Annotated in this window: 13 protein-coding genes; 5 read left to right on the top strand and 8 right to left on the bottom strand. The window is 68.8% G+C overall.

The window, feature by feature from the left end:
* Positions 1–118: 118 nt before the first annotated feature.
* Positions 119–1,207: a type III polyketide synthase gene (locus D7V93_RS21405; protein WP_120645182.1), complete on the bottom strand. Its 1,089-nt coding sequence runs from the start codon at positions 1,205–1,207 to the stop codon at positions 119–121.
* Positions 1,208–1,542: 335 nt separating this feature from the next.
* Between D7V93_RS21405 and D7V93_RS21400 the strand changes: the two genes are divergently transcribed.
* Both D7V93_RS21400 and D7V93_RS21395 read left to right on the top strand, forming a co-directional pair.
* Complete coding sequence (locus D7V93_RS21400) at positions 1,543–2,292, top strand: AHH domain-containing protein (RefSeq protein ID WP_120645179.1); 750 nt, start codon at positions 1,543–1,545, stop codon at positions 2,290–2,292.
* On the top strand, positions 2,292–2,858 hold the full coding sequence (locus D7V93_RS21395) for an imm11 family protein (protein ID WP_120645178.1): 567 nt from the start codon (positions 2,292–2,294) through the stop codon (positions 2,856–2,858). Before D7V93_RS21400 ends, D7V93_RS21395 begins: the two co-directional genes overlap by 1 nt.
* 13 nt (positions 2,859–2,871) lie before the next feature.
* Here D7V93_RS21395 and D7V93_RS21390 read toward each other — a convergent pair whose 3' ends face one another.
* From D7V93_RS21390 to D7V93_RS21370, 5 genes are read right to left on the bottom strand one after another with little or no spacing between them, the layout of a single operon-like run.
* Positions 2,872–3,255: a DUF4150 domain-containing protein gene (locus tag D7V93_RS21390; protein ID WP_120645177.1), complete on the bottom strand. Its 384-nt coding sequence runs from the start codon at positions 3,253–3,255 to the stop codon at positions 2,872–2,874.
* Positions 3,256–3,286: 31 nt separating this feature from the next.
* Entirely contained in the window at positions 3,287–4,351 is a 1,065-nt protein-coding gene (locus D7V93_RS47420; RefSeq protein ID WP_158623810.1) for a hypothetical protein, read from the bottom strand.
* A gap of 1 nt (position 4,352) precedes the next feature.
* A complete protein-coding gene (locus D7V93_RS21380; RefSeq protein ID WP_120645176.1) occupies positions 4,353–5,378 on the bottom strand; it encodes a DUF2169 family type VI secretion system accessory protein in 1,026 nt (341 codons plus the stop codon).
* Between the two features lie 14 nt (positions 5,379–5,392).
* The gene (locus D7V93_RS21375) at positions 5,393–6,685 is read right to left on the bottom strand and encodes a TIGR02270 family protein (protein WP_158623809.1); all 1,293 of its coding nucleotides are present in this window, start codon (positions 6,683–6,685) and stop codon (positions 5,393–5,395) included.
* Positions 6,686–6,706: 21 nt separating this feature from the next.
* The gene (locus tag D7V93_RS21370) at positions 6,707–7,225 is read right to left on the bottom strand and encodes a DUF6484 domain-containing protein (protein ID WP_279636934.1); all 519 of its coding nucleotides are present in this window, start codon (positions 7,223–7,225) and stop codon (positions 6,707–6,709) included.
* Positions 7,226–7,520: 295 nt separating this feature from the next.
* On the opposite strand from D7V93_RS21370, the gene D7V93_RS21365 reads away from it, so the two are divergent.
* Positions 7,521–8,723: an FAD-dependent monooxygenase gene (locus D7V93_RS21365; protein ID WP_120645174.1), complete on the top strand. Its 1,203-nt coding sequence runs from the start codon at positions 7,521–7,523 to the stop codon at positions 8,721–8,723.
* 6 nt (positions 8,724–8,729) lie between these two features.
* Here D7V93_RS21365 and D7V93_RS21360 read toward each other — a convergent pair whose 3' ends face one another.
* Positions 8,730–9,215, bottom strand: a complete 486-nt coding sequence (locus tag D7V93_RS21360; protein WP_208723093.1) for a VOC family protein — start codon at positions 9,213–9,215, stop codon at positions 8,730–8,732.
* 98 nt (positions 9,216–9,313) lie between these two features.
* Here D7V93_RS21360 and D7V93_RS21355 point away from each other — a divergent pair, with 98 nt between their 5' ends.
* Both D7V93_RS21355 and D7V93_RS21350 read left to right on the top strand, forming a co-directional pair.
* On the top strand, positions 9,314–10,996 hold the full coding sequence (locus tag D7V93_RS21355) for an NHL repeat-containing protein (RefSeq protein WP_120645173.1): 1,683 nt from the start codon (positions 9,314–9,316) through the stop codon (positions 10,994–10,996).
* 207 nt (positions 10,997–11,203) lie between these two features.
* On the top strand, positions 11,204–14,269 hold the full coding sequence (locus D7V93_RS21350; RefSeq protein ID WP_244237419.1) for a serine/threonine-protein kinase: 3,066 nt from the start codon (positions 11,204–11,206) through the stop codon (positions 14,267–14,269).
* Here the strand turns inward: D7V93_RS21350 and D7V93_RS21345 are convergent.
* On the bottom strand, positions 14,250–14,736 hold a 487-nt coding region (locus D7V93_RS21345; protein ID WP_208723092.1), incomplete at its 5' end, for a hypothetical protein. The two genes, D7V93_RS21350 and D7V93_RS21345, sit on opposite strands and share 20 nt — an antisense overlap.

The following is a 14,736-nucleotide window of genomic DNA, read 5'->3' as shown; positions in this document are numbered from 1 at the left end:
GTCTCCACCCCGCCCCGCGCGAAGGCCCGCGCCGCGTTGCGCTTGGACAGGACCAGCTCCAGCAGCCGCTCCGCGATGAGCAGCGACATGAAGCCCAGGAACAGCGTCTGCGTGCCGGTCACCATCGCACCAGCACCATCTCCGCGCAGAAGCCCGGACCCATCGCCATCACCACACCCCAGTCGCCCGGCTTCGCGCCCGCCTCCTCCAGCGTCTCGCCCAGCACGAAGAGCACCGACGCGCTGGACAGGTTGCCCACCTGGCGCAGCGAGTTCCACGAGCGCTCCAGCGCGCCCGCCTCCAGCTCCAGCGCGGACTCGAAGCCCTCCAGCACCTTGGGCCCACCGGTGTGCGCCACCCAGTGCCGCACGTCCTTGCGGGTCAGCCCGTGCTCGGAGAGGAAGCCATCCACGTTGCCCCGGATGTGCTCCTTCACGAGCTGCGGCACCTTCGCGGACAGCACCACCTTGAAGCCCGTGTCCACCACGTCCCAGCCCATCACCCGCTCGGTGTCCGGGTAGAACACCGACCGCGAGCCCACCACGCGCGGCCCCGTGGCCCCGGGTGCTTCCGCGCCGCGCAGCACCACGCACGCCGCGCCGTCGCCGAAGAGGCCGGAGGCGATGATGTTGGGGATGGACAGGTCCTCGCGCTGGAGCGTCAGCGAGCACAGCTCCGTGGCGATGAGCAGCGCCGTCTGCTTCGGGAACGCGCGCAGGTAGTCCGACGCCCGCGCCAGCCCCGCCGCGCCCGCCACGCAGCCCAGGCCGAAGATGGGGGTGCGCTTCACGTCCTCGCGGAAGCCCATCCGGTTGACCAGCCGCGCATCCACGCTGGGGGTGGCGATGCCCGTCACGGTGACGAAGAAGACGTGGTCCACGGCCTTCGGTGTCAGCCCCGCGCGCTCCAGCGCCTGGCGCGCCACCGTCTCCGACAGCTCCGTGGCGACGCGGATCCACGCGTCGTTGCGCTGCTGGAAGGTCGCGAGCGCGGGATATTGCTCCAGGGGCAGCGCCAGGTGCCGGCCGCCCACCTGCACGTTGCGGTGCAGGTCCTCCAGCCGCTCCAGGTTGAAGTGCTTCGTCGCCCACAGGTCGCGCAGCGCCGCGATGAGCTGCTCCTGGCTGGCGTAGTGCGGCGGGAGCGCGCGCCCCACCGCGCTCAAGGAAGGTGCGGGCGTGGTGTCGTGACGGGTCGTGCTGAGCATGAAGTCCCTGAAGGGTCCCACCCTGGAAGTCGAGTCCCCACGATTAACCGGCAGCCGGCCCGGATGCGATGGTCTCGCGCCGCGTTGCCTACGCCTGAACCCCTGGGGGCGTTTCCAGTGTTGCGCACGCGACGCGCTGTGCCCCCTCGTGGCGTTCCATCCTTCACGGTCCTGTCACGCCGGGGCCATGGGTTCCAGTCCCGTGAGGGTAACCTCATCGAGGACGCGCGCCCCACCGCCACCTCCAGCACAGACTGCGCTGACATGACGTATGGTGGCGCCAAGCACGTCCCCATTGGATTTCATCCGGCCAACCCATCAGGCCAGGAGATGCCATGAGCGAGTTCGGCGAAGCCGTCAATGTCGTGGTCTCTCCCCCTGAGAATGAGACCCTCCATGGGTGCAAGTGGTCGAGTTGCAAGAAGCAGCACAAGCAACAACTCCAGTACCCTTCCAAGGGTCAGATTAAAAAGGGGGGTGGCTATCGCGCGGCCTGGATCACCGCGGGCATGCAGCCCTGGGACCCGAAGACGTTTGGACAGGGAAGGAAGCGGCTTCGGGAGGACGGGGGCGACTACGCGACGATGACCTACGAGTACAAGACCCAGGGCCATCACCTCGTCCCGACCTCACTCCTCGAACAGACCTCGACGCTCAAGGACAACCTGGTCCTGGTCGACTACGACGGCGATGGCGTTGAGAACGGCATGATGCTTCCGCAGTTCCTCATGGACATCCCGCTCCACCAGCTCCAGGCCCACGATGGCAACCATCCCTCGGGCTACATGAACCCGATTCGAACCCGGATTGAGCGGCTCGAACAGGAAGCAGACGGAATCTGCTCCCTGGACACCGATGGAACCCTGGTCCCCCAGAAGGCCATCGCGGAAGCGATCGTGGCACTCGCTCACACGGCTCGGGCCAAGATTCTCGCCATCCGCACCGGAAAGGGCTTCTGGCCCGTGCGCACCGACGCGCTCAACGAGTACAACCACGCGCTGCAGGAATACGCTCGACGCGAGCGACTCCATGCCGAGAAGCTCCGCTCCCAGCACGTACCCCACGCATCAGGAGACAACACGTAATGCTCTATGTCATCAGCTCGGACGACAAGGACACGGGGGTGATGATCATGAAGCGCCCCAGCATTCCCGGTGCCGACAACGTCCACCTCGACCAAGGGACCCGACTGGAGCAGCCCCTGCCTGTCTTCGACTTCATCCTGGACGAGAAGAACCAGGGAGAAGTGCTCGACTTCGTCTGGACGACCTTCCGCGGCCTCGTCGTGTCCGCGAAGTTCCGCAAGGTGCTGGAAGGGGCGGGCGTGGACAACGTGGACTACTACCCCGTGCGCATCGTCAATACGGTGACGGGTGAGGTGAAGCAGGACTACTTCGCGGCCAACATCTTGGGGCGCGTGGCCTGCATGGACCTGGAGGCCTCTGTCTACGAGAGGTCCCCGCTCAAGCCGGACATGATACGGGCCATCGACGAACTCCACCTGGATGAGTCGAAGCTCCAGGGCTTCAAGCTCTTCCGCCTGTCCGAGGCGTTCAACATCGTCCTGGCGGACGAGAGCATCAAGAAGGCGGTGGAGAAGGCGAAGCTGCGAGGCATTTGCTTCCTGCCAGCAGAGGGCTACAGCGAGTAGGCGGCCCCCTGCATCAGCCCATGATGTTCTTCTTGTTGTGGAAGAGCGGGTCCCCCAGCCGGCATACGTTCTTGCCTTCGAACTTCACGTCGAATGAGTAGAGCATGAACTCCGCGGGCCCCTTGGTGGAGCCGCTCACCACGCCCCCACCCGCGGTGCCAGCCTCGTCGCCCGCGGTCTGCTTGTACTGGGCACCCTTCACCATGGGCATCTTCCCGTTCACGGTGACCTTCTTGGGGCCCTTGTCCGCATCCGAGGACTTGCCGATATTGGGATAGGGGATGGGCACGGGCCCTCCCGGGCTCGGCGTCTTGCAGACATCCGGAAAGACGATGCTCTGCCCACCGCCGTCCTCGGTGGCAATGCCTCGTCCATTGGCGAAGACCTTCGTTCCCATTGGAAGCCCCTCTCCCTGGCGCCACTCTACGCTACGCCCCGTCGACAAGGACCGCGGCGCGCTCCTCCCTGTCCGAGGAGCACCACACCAGACATGGCCCTTCCCGGTAGCCCTTCCTCAGCCCGGTGGCGGCCAGCATGACCATCACCCCGCCCAGCGCGGCGCCCAGGTCGCCCATGGACTCGACGGGGTGCTCGATGCGGACGCCCTCTTCGAAGTGCCGCGCATGGCGCAGGTAGGCCACGCCCCACTCCTTCGTCCAGAAGCGCTCACCATTGAACCCGGTGTAGACGCAGCGGACGCGCGAAGACTGCGCCTGGACACGCTCGAACAGGGAGCGGAAGGCCTGGGACAGCCCTTCGCCCAGGTAGGGCTCCTCGCTGTACCGGTGACCCGGTTCGGCGCCGCTGCCCCCACCCAGCAGCTGCCCCAGCACAGGCAATCCCTGGCGCTGACCCTCACCGGGCCTTCCCAGCAGCAGGAACGCCGCGCCCTCGCCCGGGATGAGCCCATCTGGCAGGGGGCCATTGTGGAGCCGCCCCTCCGCGTCCAGCATGGCCAGCAGGCGCGCATCCCGATACGTGTCCACACCGCCCACGAGGAGGGTCGGCACGCGCCGCGTCGCCAGCAGCTCCAACGCGCGCTCCACCGCCACCAGGCTCCCGGCTCGGCCCAGGCGAAGCACCTGACTCTGCTTCACGTCCAGCGCCACACCGCTCTGCTCCACCAGGTGCCCGAGGAAGCCCTCGTGAACGGGGTCCCCCCATGGGGGGGCCTCAGGAAGGGCCAGCAGCAACGGCACGCGATGGGTGAGGCCACGGGCCGCCTCCTGAAGCGCCGGGGCCGCCAGCCGGACCATGCGCCGATGGCGCTCCGTCGCCGCCTCCAGTGGGGCCGCCAGGACCGCCAGGAGGGGTGGAACCTCGGCCTCATCCAGGAAGCCGGTGACCAGCGGAGCCACGTATTTGTCGTGGATGGACGACTCACGCAGGCGCGTGATGCCGGCGCGGACGGCCGCGGCCGTGGCCCCCGCCGTCAACCCCACCGGTGTCACCGCACCCAACCCCAGGATTTCCGCCGCGAGCCGTGCCGCCATCTCAGTCCTCGACCCCTTCCAGCGACTGGACCTCGAAGCGGGCCTCCTCGATCTTCAGAGCCCGCTTGTCGCAGCCAATGGCCCCTCGCCAGCCGAGGGACAATCTCCCCGCGCCCGGCTCCAGCAGCACCGTTTCCAGCCTCATGATGACGGGCTCGGGCTTGCCTGCGATCCGCACGGTCACCGCCAGTTCGCAGCGCGGCAACGTGAAGCGGTGGCCTCCCTCGGGGGACAGGTGGAGACACTCCACCACCTCACCTCCCTTCAGCCCTTCGCGAACGCGCAAGGCGGGGGGCGCGGTACAGAAGAACTCGGGCCGGAAGTCCTGCGGCAGATAGGGCGCCCGCCGCGTTTGCCAGGCCTCGTCATAGGTCCCAGCGAAGCGCCGGCGGGGTTCCCATGCGGGCGCCACCGGCCCCAACCCCACGGGAGCGGGCGCATCCGAGATGGAGCTCATCAAGTGCTGCGGGTCCTCCAGGTTCGGAAGCGCCCGCCCCACCATCTCCGAGCCGCTCCGCTTGCCCCGGAAGCCCTGACCTACGGGGTTGCGAGCCTCCGCCAGCACATGTCCCTCCCCGACCTCGTGCGTCCCACCGAAGGCCCGCTCCCACATGAGCGGCATCCGCGTGAAAGGCTCCGGTGAGGAAATCCTGGGAGCGACCAGCCCCCCCTTCCACTTCCGGTCACCGAACACCTGGAGCACCTGGCGCACGGGCCCTACCCGGACGGATGCGAGGCACGAATCCACCGGCCGGCCCTTCGGCGCGTGGACCTCACCCGAGACCAGCACATCCGTCCCCGGCTTCAGCAGGTGCGCCTCACCCGCCTTCTTCAGGCCCGAGCTTCCAGGCTCCCCCACGTATTCGTCCGCCATGACCAGCGGCTGCTGCTTCTCGGCCACGAACAGGGCACCGCCGCGCAGTTCGAAGGCGCCCTTCAAGGCGACATAGAGCGTGTCCACGCCCCGCTCATCGGGAAACAGGAACATGGCGGGGACGAAGGGCGTCTGGTTGCGCAGTTGGAGCATGGCGTTCCCTGGCCCTACCCTGCCGTGGGGAGCCTCAAGAACGAGGCCATGGAGAGACGAGGCGCCATCGTCTTCACCCGCTCCAGCGCGGCATGCTGGCGCCGGGAAAAGGCGTGGGTCGGTACGCGGCAGGCCCCCCGGCTGCGGACGGTCAGCTCCCATGCCCAGACGTGCCGCCGTCGCATGGGGCCGTGCATCAGGGCAGTCAGGAGGGCTCCGCCCTGGTAGGGGTACCCCATCAGGTAGCGCGTTCCCTGGGCGAAGTTCCCCTGAGCCCCCCGCCACCAGGAAGCGGTTGCGGCGGCATCTGGCACAGGAAGATCGTCCTCAGGTCTGGAGGAGAGGTCCGCATCGAGATCCTCCTCATGCAAGGGGATGGGCTCCTCCTGAAGTTGCTCGGGGGGAATGACATAGGAGCCCTCCACGCGAAGGCCGGTAATCCCACTGAAGGACTCGGCCGCGAGCCGCCCCACCGTCTTGTCACCCAGCCACTCCAGGCAGGCCTCCGCCGCGGCAAGCCGGCCGCTGAATCCAAGCGCCCACAAAGCATCCGCACGGCGTGCCGGGTGCTTCAGGCCCTCGACAAGAAGGCCGGATTCTTCTTCATCGCTGCCGAGGGCCCAGAGCACCAGGGCCTGCCGCCCCTCGGGTCCCTGCGTCTTGAGGGCCTGCCTGCAGGCGTCCCAGGCTTCCCGCAGTCCTGCGGTGAGCGCGACCTCGATGGCCGCCATCCGGATGCCCGCGTGAGCCGAGAGCAGCCCTTGCAGCAGCAGGTGGCGCACCCGGGGCTGCCCGGGCTCCCTCAGGCCCCGCAGGGCAGCCATGCGGACACGCGCATCCTCGTGACGGAGGAAGTCGGCCAGCAGGTCGTCCTCCAAGCCCTCATCTCGAAACACGAGCGTCTCCAGGACCAGGGCCTGGAGTTCCGCATCATCGGTCCGCAGGAGGGGCCGCAGGACCTCCGCGAGCCCCCGTCCCTCGTACACCTCCAGCGCCCGCTGCATGGAACCGCGCGCGAGGGGCTCGGCCCCCCGCAGCAGCGCTCGCACCTGGTCCGCGGAGGGCGCGGTGTTCAGCAGGGCGAGGAATGCCGCGGATATCCGGGCCGTCTCCGCTGACTCGAGCGCTGGCGCCAGCAGGGCGGTGCCCACCACCGGTCCGCCTTCGACCAGTCCATCCACATGCGCCAGAAGTCGCTCCTCCATTTCCATCGTGTCCGCCAGATCGAAGTCCGGCGCGAGCAGCGCGCGCTGCCACTGCCCCCAGAGCCACGTTGCCTCGTCGAGGTGCGTCTCGACGACATCCATCAGAACGGAGGTCATTCCTGCCTAGTTGAACTGCACAGAGCCACCCTTGATGCGGTTGACTCCTTCGGAGTGGGTTTCGACGTACGTTCCCTTGATGATGACCTTGCCATTGCGGCGCAGCGTGATGCTGGCCTTTCCGCATTGAAGAACGAGCTCGTCCTTTCCCTCAATCAGACGGAAGGCCCCCTCATCCTGGCCGCTTCCACGGGATGCCGTACGTTCAAGCACCTCGGGCTTCTGCTCAGGAGGGAGCGCCTGCGGTTCGTCCACGGCGACGATGATGGGCAGGAGCGCGTCCCCGTCTTCGAAGCGGAGCACCACGGGACGACGCTGATCGATGACGGCCCGCAGCATCTGCGGAACGAGGTGGACCAACCTGCGGGCAATCCTTGGCCCCACGGTATTGCCCTCGAAGTCCACGACAGGCCGCCCCCGGCTATCGACTCCGATGATCCAACCTGTCCGCGGAGTCCAAATCGGCTCCGCCTGTTCTTTCTGGAGTACGGGCAGGTCAACGCCTTCACGGAATGGTGCGCTCACAGACAGCAGACCTCCCTCGAAAACACCCAATTGCAGCCGAATCTACAGTTACCCCCTGAACAAGCCAACTCAGGGAGCAAGAAAGCCCCCCCCGGACAAGGAGCGCCACCAGCCTTGACCTCATGCCGGCTTCCCCCCAGGACTGCGTACCGCGGTTGTGTCTGATTGCTACCACCCCCCTCAGCCCGCGGAGCATCCCTGCCCCCACGCCGGGCTCTCTTCTGTCCTGTCTCGAATGTCCTTTCGCGCCCGGGAACAGCATCCGTTCCAGCCCCGACCCGGTACTAGGAAAGACATGAAAATCGTATGTGTCGGCGGTGGACCGGCCGGGCTGTATTTCTCGATCCTGGCGAAGCTGTCGCGCGAGAAGCACGACGTCACCGTCCTCGAACGCAACGCCCCGGGGGTGACGTATGGCTGGGGCGTCGTGTTCTGGAACGACCTGGTCGACGACCTCTACCGCAACGACCCCGTGAGCGCGCGGGAGATCGCGGAGGCCGCGGCCCGCTGGGACACGCAGGAAGTGCACCTCCGTGACCAGCAGGCCACCCGCGTGGGCGGGGATGGGTTCAGCCTCGGGCGTGACCGGCTGCTCGACATCCTGACCCGGCGGGCCAAGGGGCTCGGCGTCGACGTGCGCTACCAATGCGATGTCCAGGACCTGTCCGCCTACGCGGACGCGGACCTCATCGTCGCCTGCGATGGCGTCAACAGCGGGCTGCGCCAACGGCACGCCTCCCACTTCAAGACCCAGGTCGTGGAGGGGACGAACAAGTACATCTGGCTGGGCACCGACAAGGTGTTCGACGCCTTCACGTTCGCCTTCGAGCAGACCCCCGCCGGGTGGATCTGGTTCCATGCCTACCGCTTCAACACGGAGACCAGCACCTGCATCGTCGAGTGCCAGCAGCACACCTGGGAGGCCCTGGGCTTCGGCAAGCTCGGGCCCGACGAGACCCTCCGGCGCCTGGAGGGCATCTTCAAGCGACGGCTGGCGGGCCATTCCCTGTTCAACCAGCTGCGCGGGATGGGCAAGGCGCCGTGGCTGAACTTCAAACGCATCCACAACGAGCGCTGGTACCACGACAAGGTCGCGCTCATGGGCGACGCCGCCCACACCACCCATTTCTCGATTGGCTCCGGGACGAAGCTGGCCATCCAGGATGCCATCGGGCTCGCCCGGCAGCTGCGCGAACACGCCGACCTTCCCACCGCGCTCAAGGCCTACGACGAAGAGCGGCGCTCCGCCCTGCTCGCGATCCAGCTCGCGGCGCGCGCCAGCACCGAGTGGTTCGAGAACGTCCCGCGCTACGTGGACCAGAGCGTGCTCGATTTCGCCCATGCCCTGCTGAACCGCCGCGGCAGCTCCGTGTGGAGCTACCTGCTCCTCCTGGCCAGCCAGCAATCGGTCCTGAGAGGGGTGTTGCGCGGGCTCCACTCCTCCAGGCGATGGGTTCGTTCGCGTCAGCGCGGGAGTGAAGCAGCCCGGCCCACGTAGCTCGAACTACCGTCCTTCCGCCGCCTGCTTCAGCGCGGCGAGGTCCAGCTTCACCATGTTCTGGACGGCCTGCATGACCCGGTTCGAGCGCTCCGGGTCGCTGGCATTCAACAGCTCCGGCAGCACGGACGGGACGATCTGCCAGAACAACCCGAAGCGGTCCTTGAGCCAGCCACACGCCACCGGCTTGCCCCCGTCCGCCGTGAGCTTGTTCCACAGGTCATCGATCTCCGCCTGCGTGTCACAGTTCACCGACAGCGAGATGGCCTCCGTGAACGGGAACTGGGGCCCGCCGTTGAGCGCGGTGAACTTCTGCCCCGCGAGCTGGAAGTCACACGTCATGACCGACCCCTTCGCGCCGGGGCCTCCCTCTCCGTAGCGTGTGATGGCCAGGACCTGCGAGTCCTTGAAGAGGGACGTGTAGAAGCGCGCCGCCTCCTCCGCGTTTTTGTTGAACCACAGGAACGTGACGATCTTCTGGATGTGGGCCATGGGAGACCTCCTGGGGAGACGGGTCGCGCGCACACCAGCCTGTCTCGGCCCAGGCGTCCAGTGGTCACCGATGCGAGGGCCATGACATAAGACAGACCATGCGCCTCCACCGTCTCTGTCTCCTGGGTCTGTTCACGCTGATGGCCGCGTGCGGCGCAGAGACAACGCCCACGCCCCCTCCCCCGACCTTCCTCGTGGGAGGCAGACTCGGCGGGCTGGACGGCACCCTCACCCTCCAGCTCAACGGCCGGGAGCAGCTCACCCTCGCGGCGGATGGGCCCTTCACGTTCGAAACCCGGCTGGCGGACCGCAGCGACTACACGGTCATCGTGACCGCCTCGCCCCCGGAGCAGGAGTGCTTCGTCGAAGACGGCATGGGAACGGTGGCCGGCGCGGACGTCGGCCCCGTGCTCGTGCACTGCGCGGCGCGGACGTATTCGATTGGCGGCACGGTGGAGGGCCTGGCAGGGACGCTCGAGTTGGGGCTCGGCGGCGAAACGCTCCAGGTCACCAGCAACGGCCGCTTCACCTTCAAGACGCGGCTGCCCAAAGGCGGCGCCTACACCGTCAGTCTGGTCTCGCTGCCCACCGGCCAGCGCTGCACCGTGAGCCACGAGCAGGGGACGGTGGCGGGCAACGTGGAGGACGTCTCCGTCCGCTGCGTCCACTGGTACGCGCTGGACAGCTTCCAGGCGGCCCGCACCGTGGTCGGTCAGGCGGACTTCACGAGCAACGAGCCCAACCGGGACGGCGCCGCGGGCCCCGGCACCCTGTCGGTTCCGTGGGGCAACCCGGCGCTCGCGGGCGGGCGGCTCTATGTGTCGGATCAGGGCAACCGTCGCGTCCTCGGCTTCGACGGAGTGCCCACGGTGAGCGGCGCAGGCGCGACCCTCGTGCTCGGTCAGCCCGACTTCGTGAGCACCGCCACCGGCGCCGGACAGGCCGGCCTCTCGGGTCCGGAAGGCCTCTCCAGTGATGGGAGCCGGCTCGCCGTCACCGACCCGGACAACAGCCGCGTCCTGCTGCACGCCCCACTCCCCGCGAGCCTGCCCACGCTCGTCGTCGGGCAGGCCGGCTTCGAGGGCCCCAGCCGCATCGACTGCGACAGCCGGACGCTCCAGGGCCCGGAGGACGTGTTCGTGGGCCACGGGAAGCTGGTCGTGGCGGACAGCGGCCACAACCGCGTCCTCGTGTGGAACACGCTCCCCACCACGAATGGAGCGGCCGCGGACCTCGTGCTCGGGCAGGGCTCGCCCACCACCTGCACCGCGAACGACGCGAACGGCGACCAGGTGAAGGACGCCGCCCCCTCCGCCTCCACCCTGTGGAGCCCCACCGGCGTGTGGACCGACGGGACCCGGCTCGCCGTGGTCGACTTCGCGAACCACCGCGTCCTGCTCTGGAACACCTTTCCCACCCGGAACGGCCAGCCCGCCGACGTCGTCCTCGGCCAGCCGGGCTTCACCTCGCGGCTGCCCTCCACCTCCGCGTCCGGGATGAACTCGCCCTACTTCGTCGCGTCCACCGGCCAGCAGCTCTTCGTCGCCGACAACCAGAACCACCGCGTGCTGGGTTGGAACCAACTCCCCCAGTCCAACGGCGCCCCGGCCGACCTCGTCCTCGGACAGGCGGACCTCACCTCCGCGCGCCAGGTCGATCCAGACACCTCCGCCCCGAGCGCCCGGAGCCTCTTCCGCCCCAGCGGCCTGCTCCTGGCGTGGCCCCACGTCGTGGTCCCGGACGCGGGTAACAACCGACTCCTCGTGTTCGAGAGTCATTGAGTCGCCCGCCCGCCTGCCTGCCCACCAAGGACAAACCAGACATCCCCGGCCGGGGGGCGTGAACTATCCGCGCTTCAGTGTCCGTGTATGATTCCGGTCCGTGGTGGCGGACCGGGGGGTCGCACCCAGGATGCTTTCCGTGAGCCGGAAGGACAGCGCCTGGGTCGCTCCGTGGCCGTACATGCGTCGCGGGAAAAGTGGCCGGACATGATGAAGAACGAAGCAGGTGCCATGCGGTGGACTCCCGCCGCGGTGGGGGTAACGGGCATGGCCGAAGACGACCTGTCGGACCGAACGCAGGCCGCGGACGCGGAGTCCCTCTTCGGGACCGCCCCGGTGGAGTCGCCCACGGGGCCGACGGGCACCACCTCGTCCACCTCGTCGTCGGGCATCTCGTCGTCGGGCATCTCGTCGTCGGGCATCTCGTCGTCGACCTGGGATGGACCGTCGAGGCCCGGGACGGGTGACACGTCGGTCACGGCGGTGGGCACCGCGCCGCGGCCCGGCCTGCGCCTGCAACACTACGAGCTCATCCGCGAGCTGGGCAGCGGCGGCATGGGCACCGTCTACCTCGCGCGCGACGTGCGGCTCGGCCGCCGCGTGGCCATCAAGTTCCTGCACAGCGAGGACGCCGACATCACGCGGCGCTTCATCCTGGAGGCGCGCGCCACGGCGCGCTGCAGCCACGAGAACATCGTCATCATCTACGAGGTCGGCGAGCTGGGCGGCAGCCCGTTCATGGTGCTGGAGTTCCTCCAGGGCCAGCCGCTCAACAAGGTGCTCGGCAAGCAGCGCCTGCCCGCCGCGCGCGCCGTGGAGCTGATGGTGCCGGTGGTGAAGGCACTCGCGTGCGCGCACGAGCAGGGCATCGTCCACCGCGACCTCAAGCCGGAGAACATCGTCGTGACGGACTCGGGCGCCATCAAGGTGCTCGACTTCGGCATCGCCAAGGTGCTCCAGGGCAACGAGCCCCCGGAGGCGGCCCCCGCTCCCGTCACCGGCGCCCAGCCCCGCCTGCACTCCGTGGAGGGGATGGGCGAGGACGTGTCCAACCTCACCCGCAAGGGCGCCATCATGGGCACCATGGCGTTCATGTCCCCGGAGCAGTGGGGCATCGGCGTGCCCATCGACAACCGCACGGACATCTGGGCCGTGGGCCTGATGCTGTTCCGGATGCTCGCCGGCAAGCACCCGTTGGATCCGCTGCGCGGCCCGCAGTTGATGGTCACGGGCATGCTGGATGAGCCCATGCCGAAGCTGCGCACCATGGCGCCGGACGTGCCGCAGGAGCTGGCCGCCGTCGTGGACCGCTGCCTGCTCAAGCGCAAGGAGGAGCGTTTCCCGGACGCGGCGTCGCTGCTGCGCGCGCTGGAGCCCTTCCTCCCCGGCCGCTTCAGCCGCGAGCTGCGCGTCGACGAGAGCCCCTACGCGGGCCTGAGCTCCTTCCAGGAGGCGGACGCGGACCGCTTCTTCGGCCGCACCCGGGAGATCGCCGCCCTGGTGAACCGCATCAACGACCGGCCGCTGCTGGCCGTCGTGGGCCCCTCGGGCACGGGCAAGTCCTCGTTCGTGCGCGCGGGCCTGGTGCCCGTCCTCAAGCGCTCCGGCATCGCCTGGGAGGCGCTCGTCATCCGCCCCGGCCGCAACCCGCTGTCGGCCCTGGCCAGCATCGTCGCGCCGCTCCTGAGCTCGTCGACGACCATCGAGGACGACCTCCAGGAGCAGCAGCGACTGGTGGAGCGGCTGCACGCGGAGCCCGGCTACGTGGGCAACGTGCTGCGCAGCCGCGCCCGGCACGAGCGCCGGAGGATCCTCCTCTTCGTGGACCAGTTCGAGGAGCTCTACACGCTGGTGCCGGACGCGCGCGAGCGGCTGGCCTTCACCGCGTGCCTGTCCGGCATCGCGGACGACGCCACGTCTCCCATCCGCGTCATCCTCTCCATCCGGTCGGACTTCCTGGACCGGGTGCCGGAGGACGAGCGCTTCATGGCGGAGCTGGGCCAGGGCCTCTACTTCCTCACCGCGCCCCACCGCGAAGGCCTGCGGGACGCGCTGGTGCAGCCGGCGGAGCGGGCCGGCTACCAGTTCGAGTCCCCCGCGATGGTGGACAGCATGCTGGAGCACCTGGACGCCACCCAGGGCGCGCTGCCGCTGCTCCAGTTCGCCGCGACGCAGCTGTGGGAGGCGCGCGACACCACGAACCGGCTGCTCACCCAGAGCGCCTACGAGGCCATGGGCGGCATCGCCGGCGCGCTGGCGAGCCACGCCGACAGCGTGCTGGAGAGCCTGTCCCCGCAGGAGCGCACGCTGGTGCGCGCCCTCTTCCTGCGGCTCGTCACCCCGGAGCGCACGCGCGCCATCGTGTCCCTGGACGAGCTGCGCGAGCTGACGAAGGACACGGGCGAGATGCAGCGCCTCATCGACCACCTGGTGCAGGCGCGCCTGCTCGTCGTGCAGACCGGCAGCGGTGCCACCGGCGCGACGGTGGAGATCGTCCACGAGTCGCTGCTGCACAGCTGGCCCATGCTGCGGCGCTGGCTGGACGAGGGCCAGGAGGACTCGGCCTTCCTGGAGCAGCTTCGCAACGCGGCCCGGCAGTGGCAGGGCAAGAACCTGGATCCGCACCTGCTGTGGCGCGGTGAGCTGGTGGAGGAGGCGCAGCGCTTCCAACGTCGCTATCGCGGCGAGCTGCCCCAGTCGCAGCAGGACTTCCTCGCGGCGGTCTTCGCGCAGGCGAAGAAGGGCAAACGGCTGAAGCGGGCGCTGCTCGTGGGCAGCGCGACGTTCCTGGGACTGCTGGTGGTGGCCGCGGTGGTGGCGCTCGTCGTCATCCGCAACGCGCAACAGGAGGCCGAACGCCAGGCCCAGGCGGCCCAGGAGTCGGAGATCATCGCGCGCGCCGCCGCGGCCTCGGCCCAGAGCGCGGAGACGGAGGCGAAGCAGCGCCTGGCCGAAGTGCAGGCCAAGGAGCTGGAGCGTCAGAAGGCGCAACAGGCGGCGGAGGAGGCCAACGCGCAGGTGGCGCTCGCCAACCAGGAGCTGCTCAGCAAGAACGACGAGCTGGGCTCCGCGCTGGAGCGGGCCCAGGAAGCGCAGCTGCGCGCCCGGTTCGCCAAGAAGCGCGCCGAGGAGAGCGCGGAGTCCGAGCGCGAGGCCCGCGAAGAGGCCATCCGCGCGGCACAGAAGCTCTCCACGCTGCTCGCGCGAGAGAAGGAACGCGTCCAGCGTCTGCAATCCCAGTTGGGCAGCCCGGTCATCGAGGTCCTGAAGTGAGAAGCGCCGTGAAGATGATGAAGAACAGGTCCAGGTTCGCCCTCGCCCTTTCGGCGGTGCTGCTGACGTCGTGGGCCCTGCCCGCGGCCGCGCAGGACCCGCAGCCCACCCGGCGGACGGGCACCGTGCGGAAGTCCGGCACCGCGAAGACGTCCGGTACGGGGAAGGCATCCGGCACCTCGAAGCGGGCCGGCACTGCAAAGGCGTCTGGCACCGCGGATGTGCCCGGCAGCTCGAAGCGGGCTGGAACCTCGAAGCGGGCCAGCACATCGAAGGCAGCCCGCACCGCGGAAGCGTCCGGCACCACTGAGGCGTCCGACACCACGGAGGCGTCCGGCGGTTCGAAGCAAGCCGGCACCTCGAAGCAGGCCGGCACCGCGAAGCAGGCCGGCACCGGGACGAAGCGCCGGGGCAAGTCAAAGGCGGGCGTCGCGCAGGAGCCCACCCCCGAAGCACCCCTCTCCGAG

Source organism: Corallococcus llansteffanensis, assembly GCF_003612055.1.
Taxonomy (GTDB): Bacteria; Myxococcota; Myxococcia; order Myxococcales; family Myxococcaceae; genus Corallococcus; species Corallococcus llansteffanensis.
This window is presented reverse-complemented; position numbering and strand designations above follow the sequence as displayed.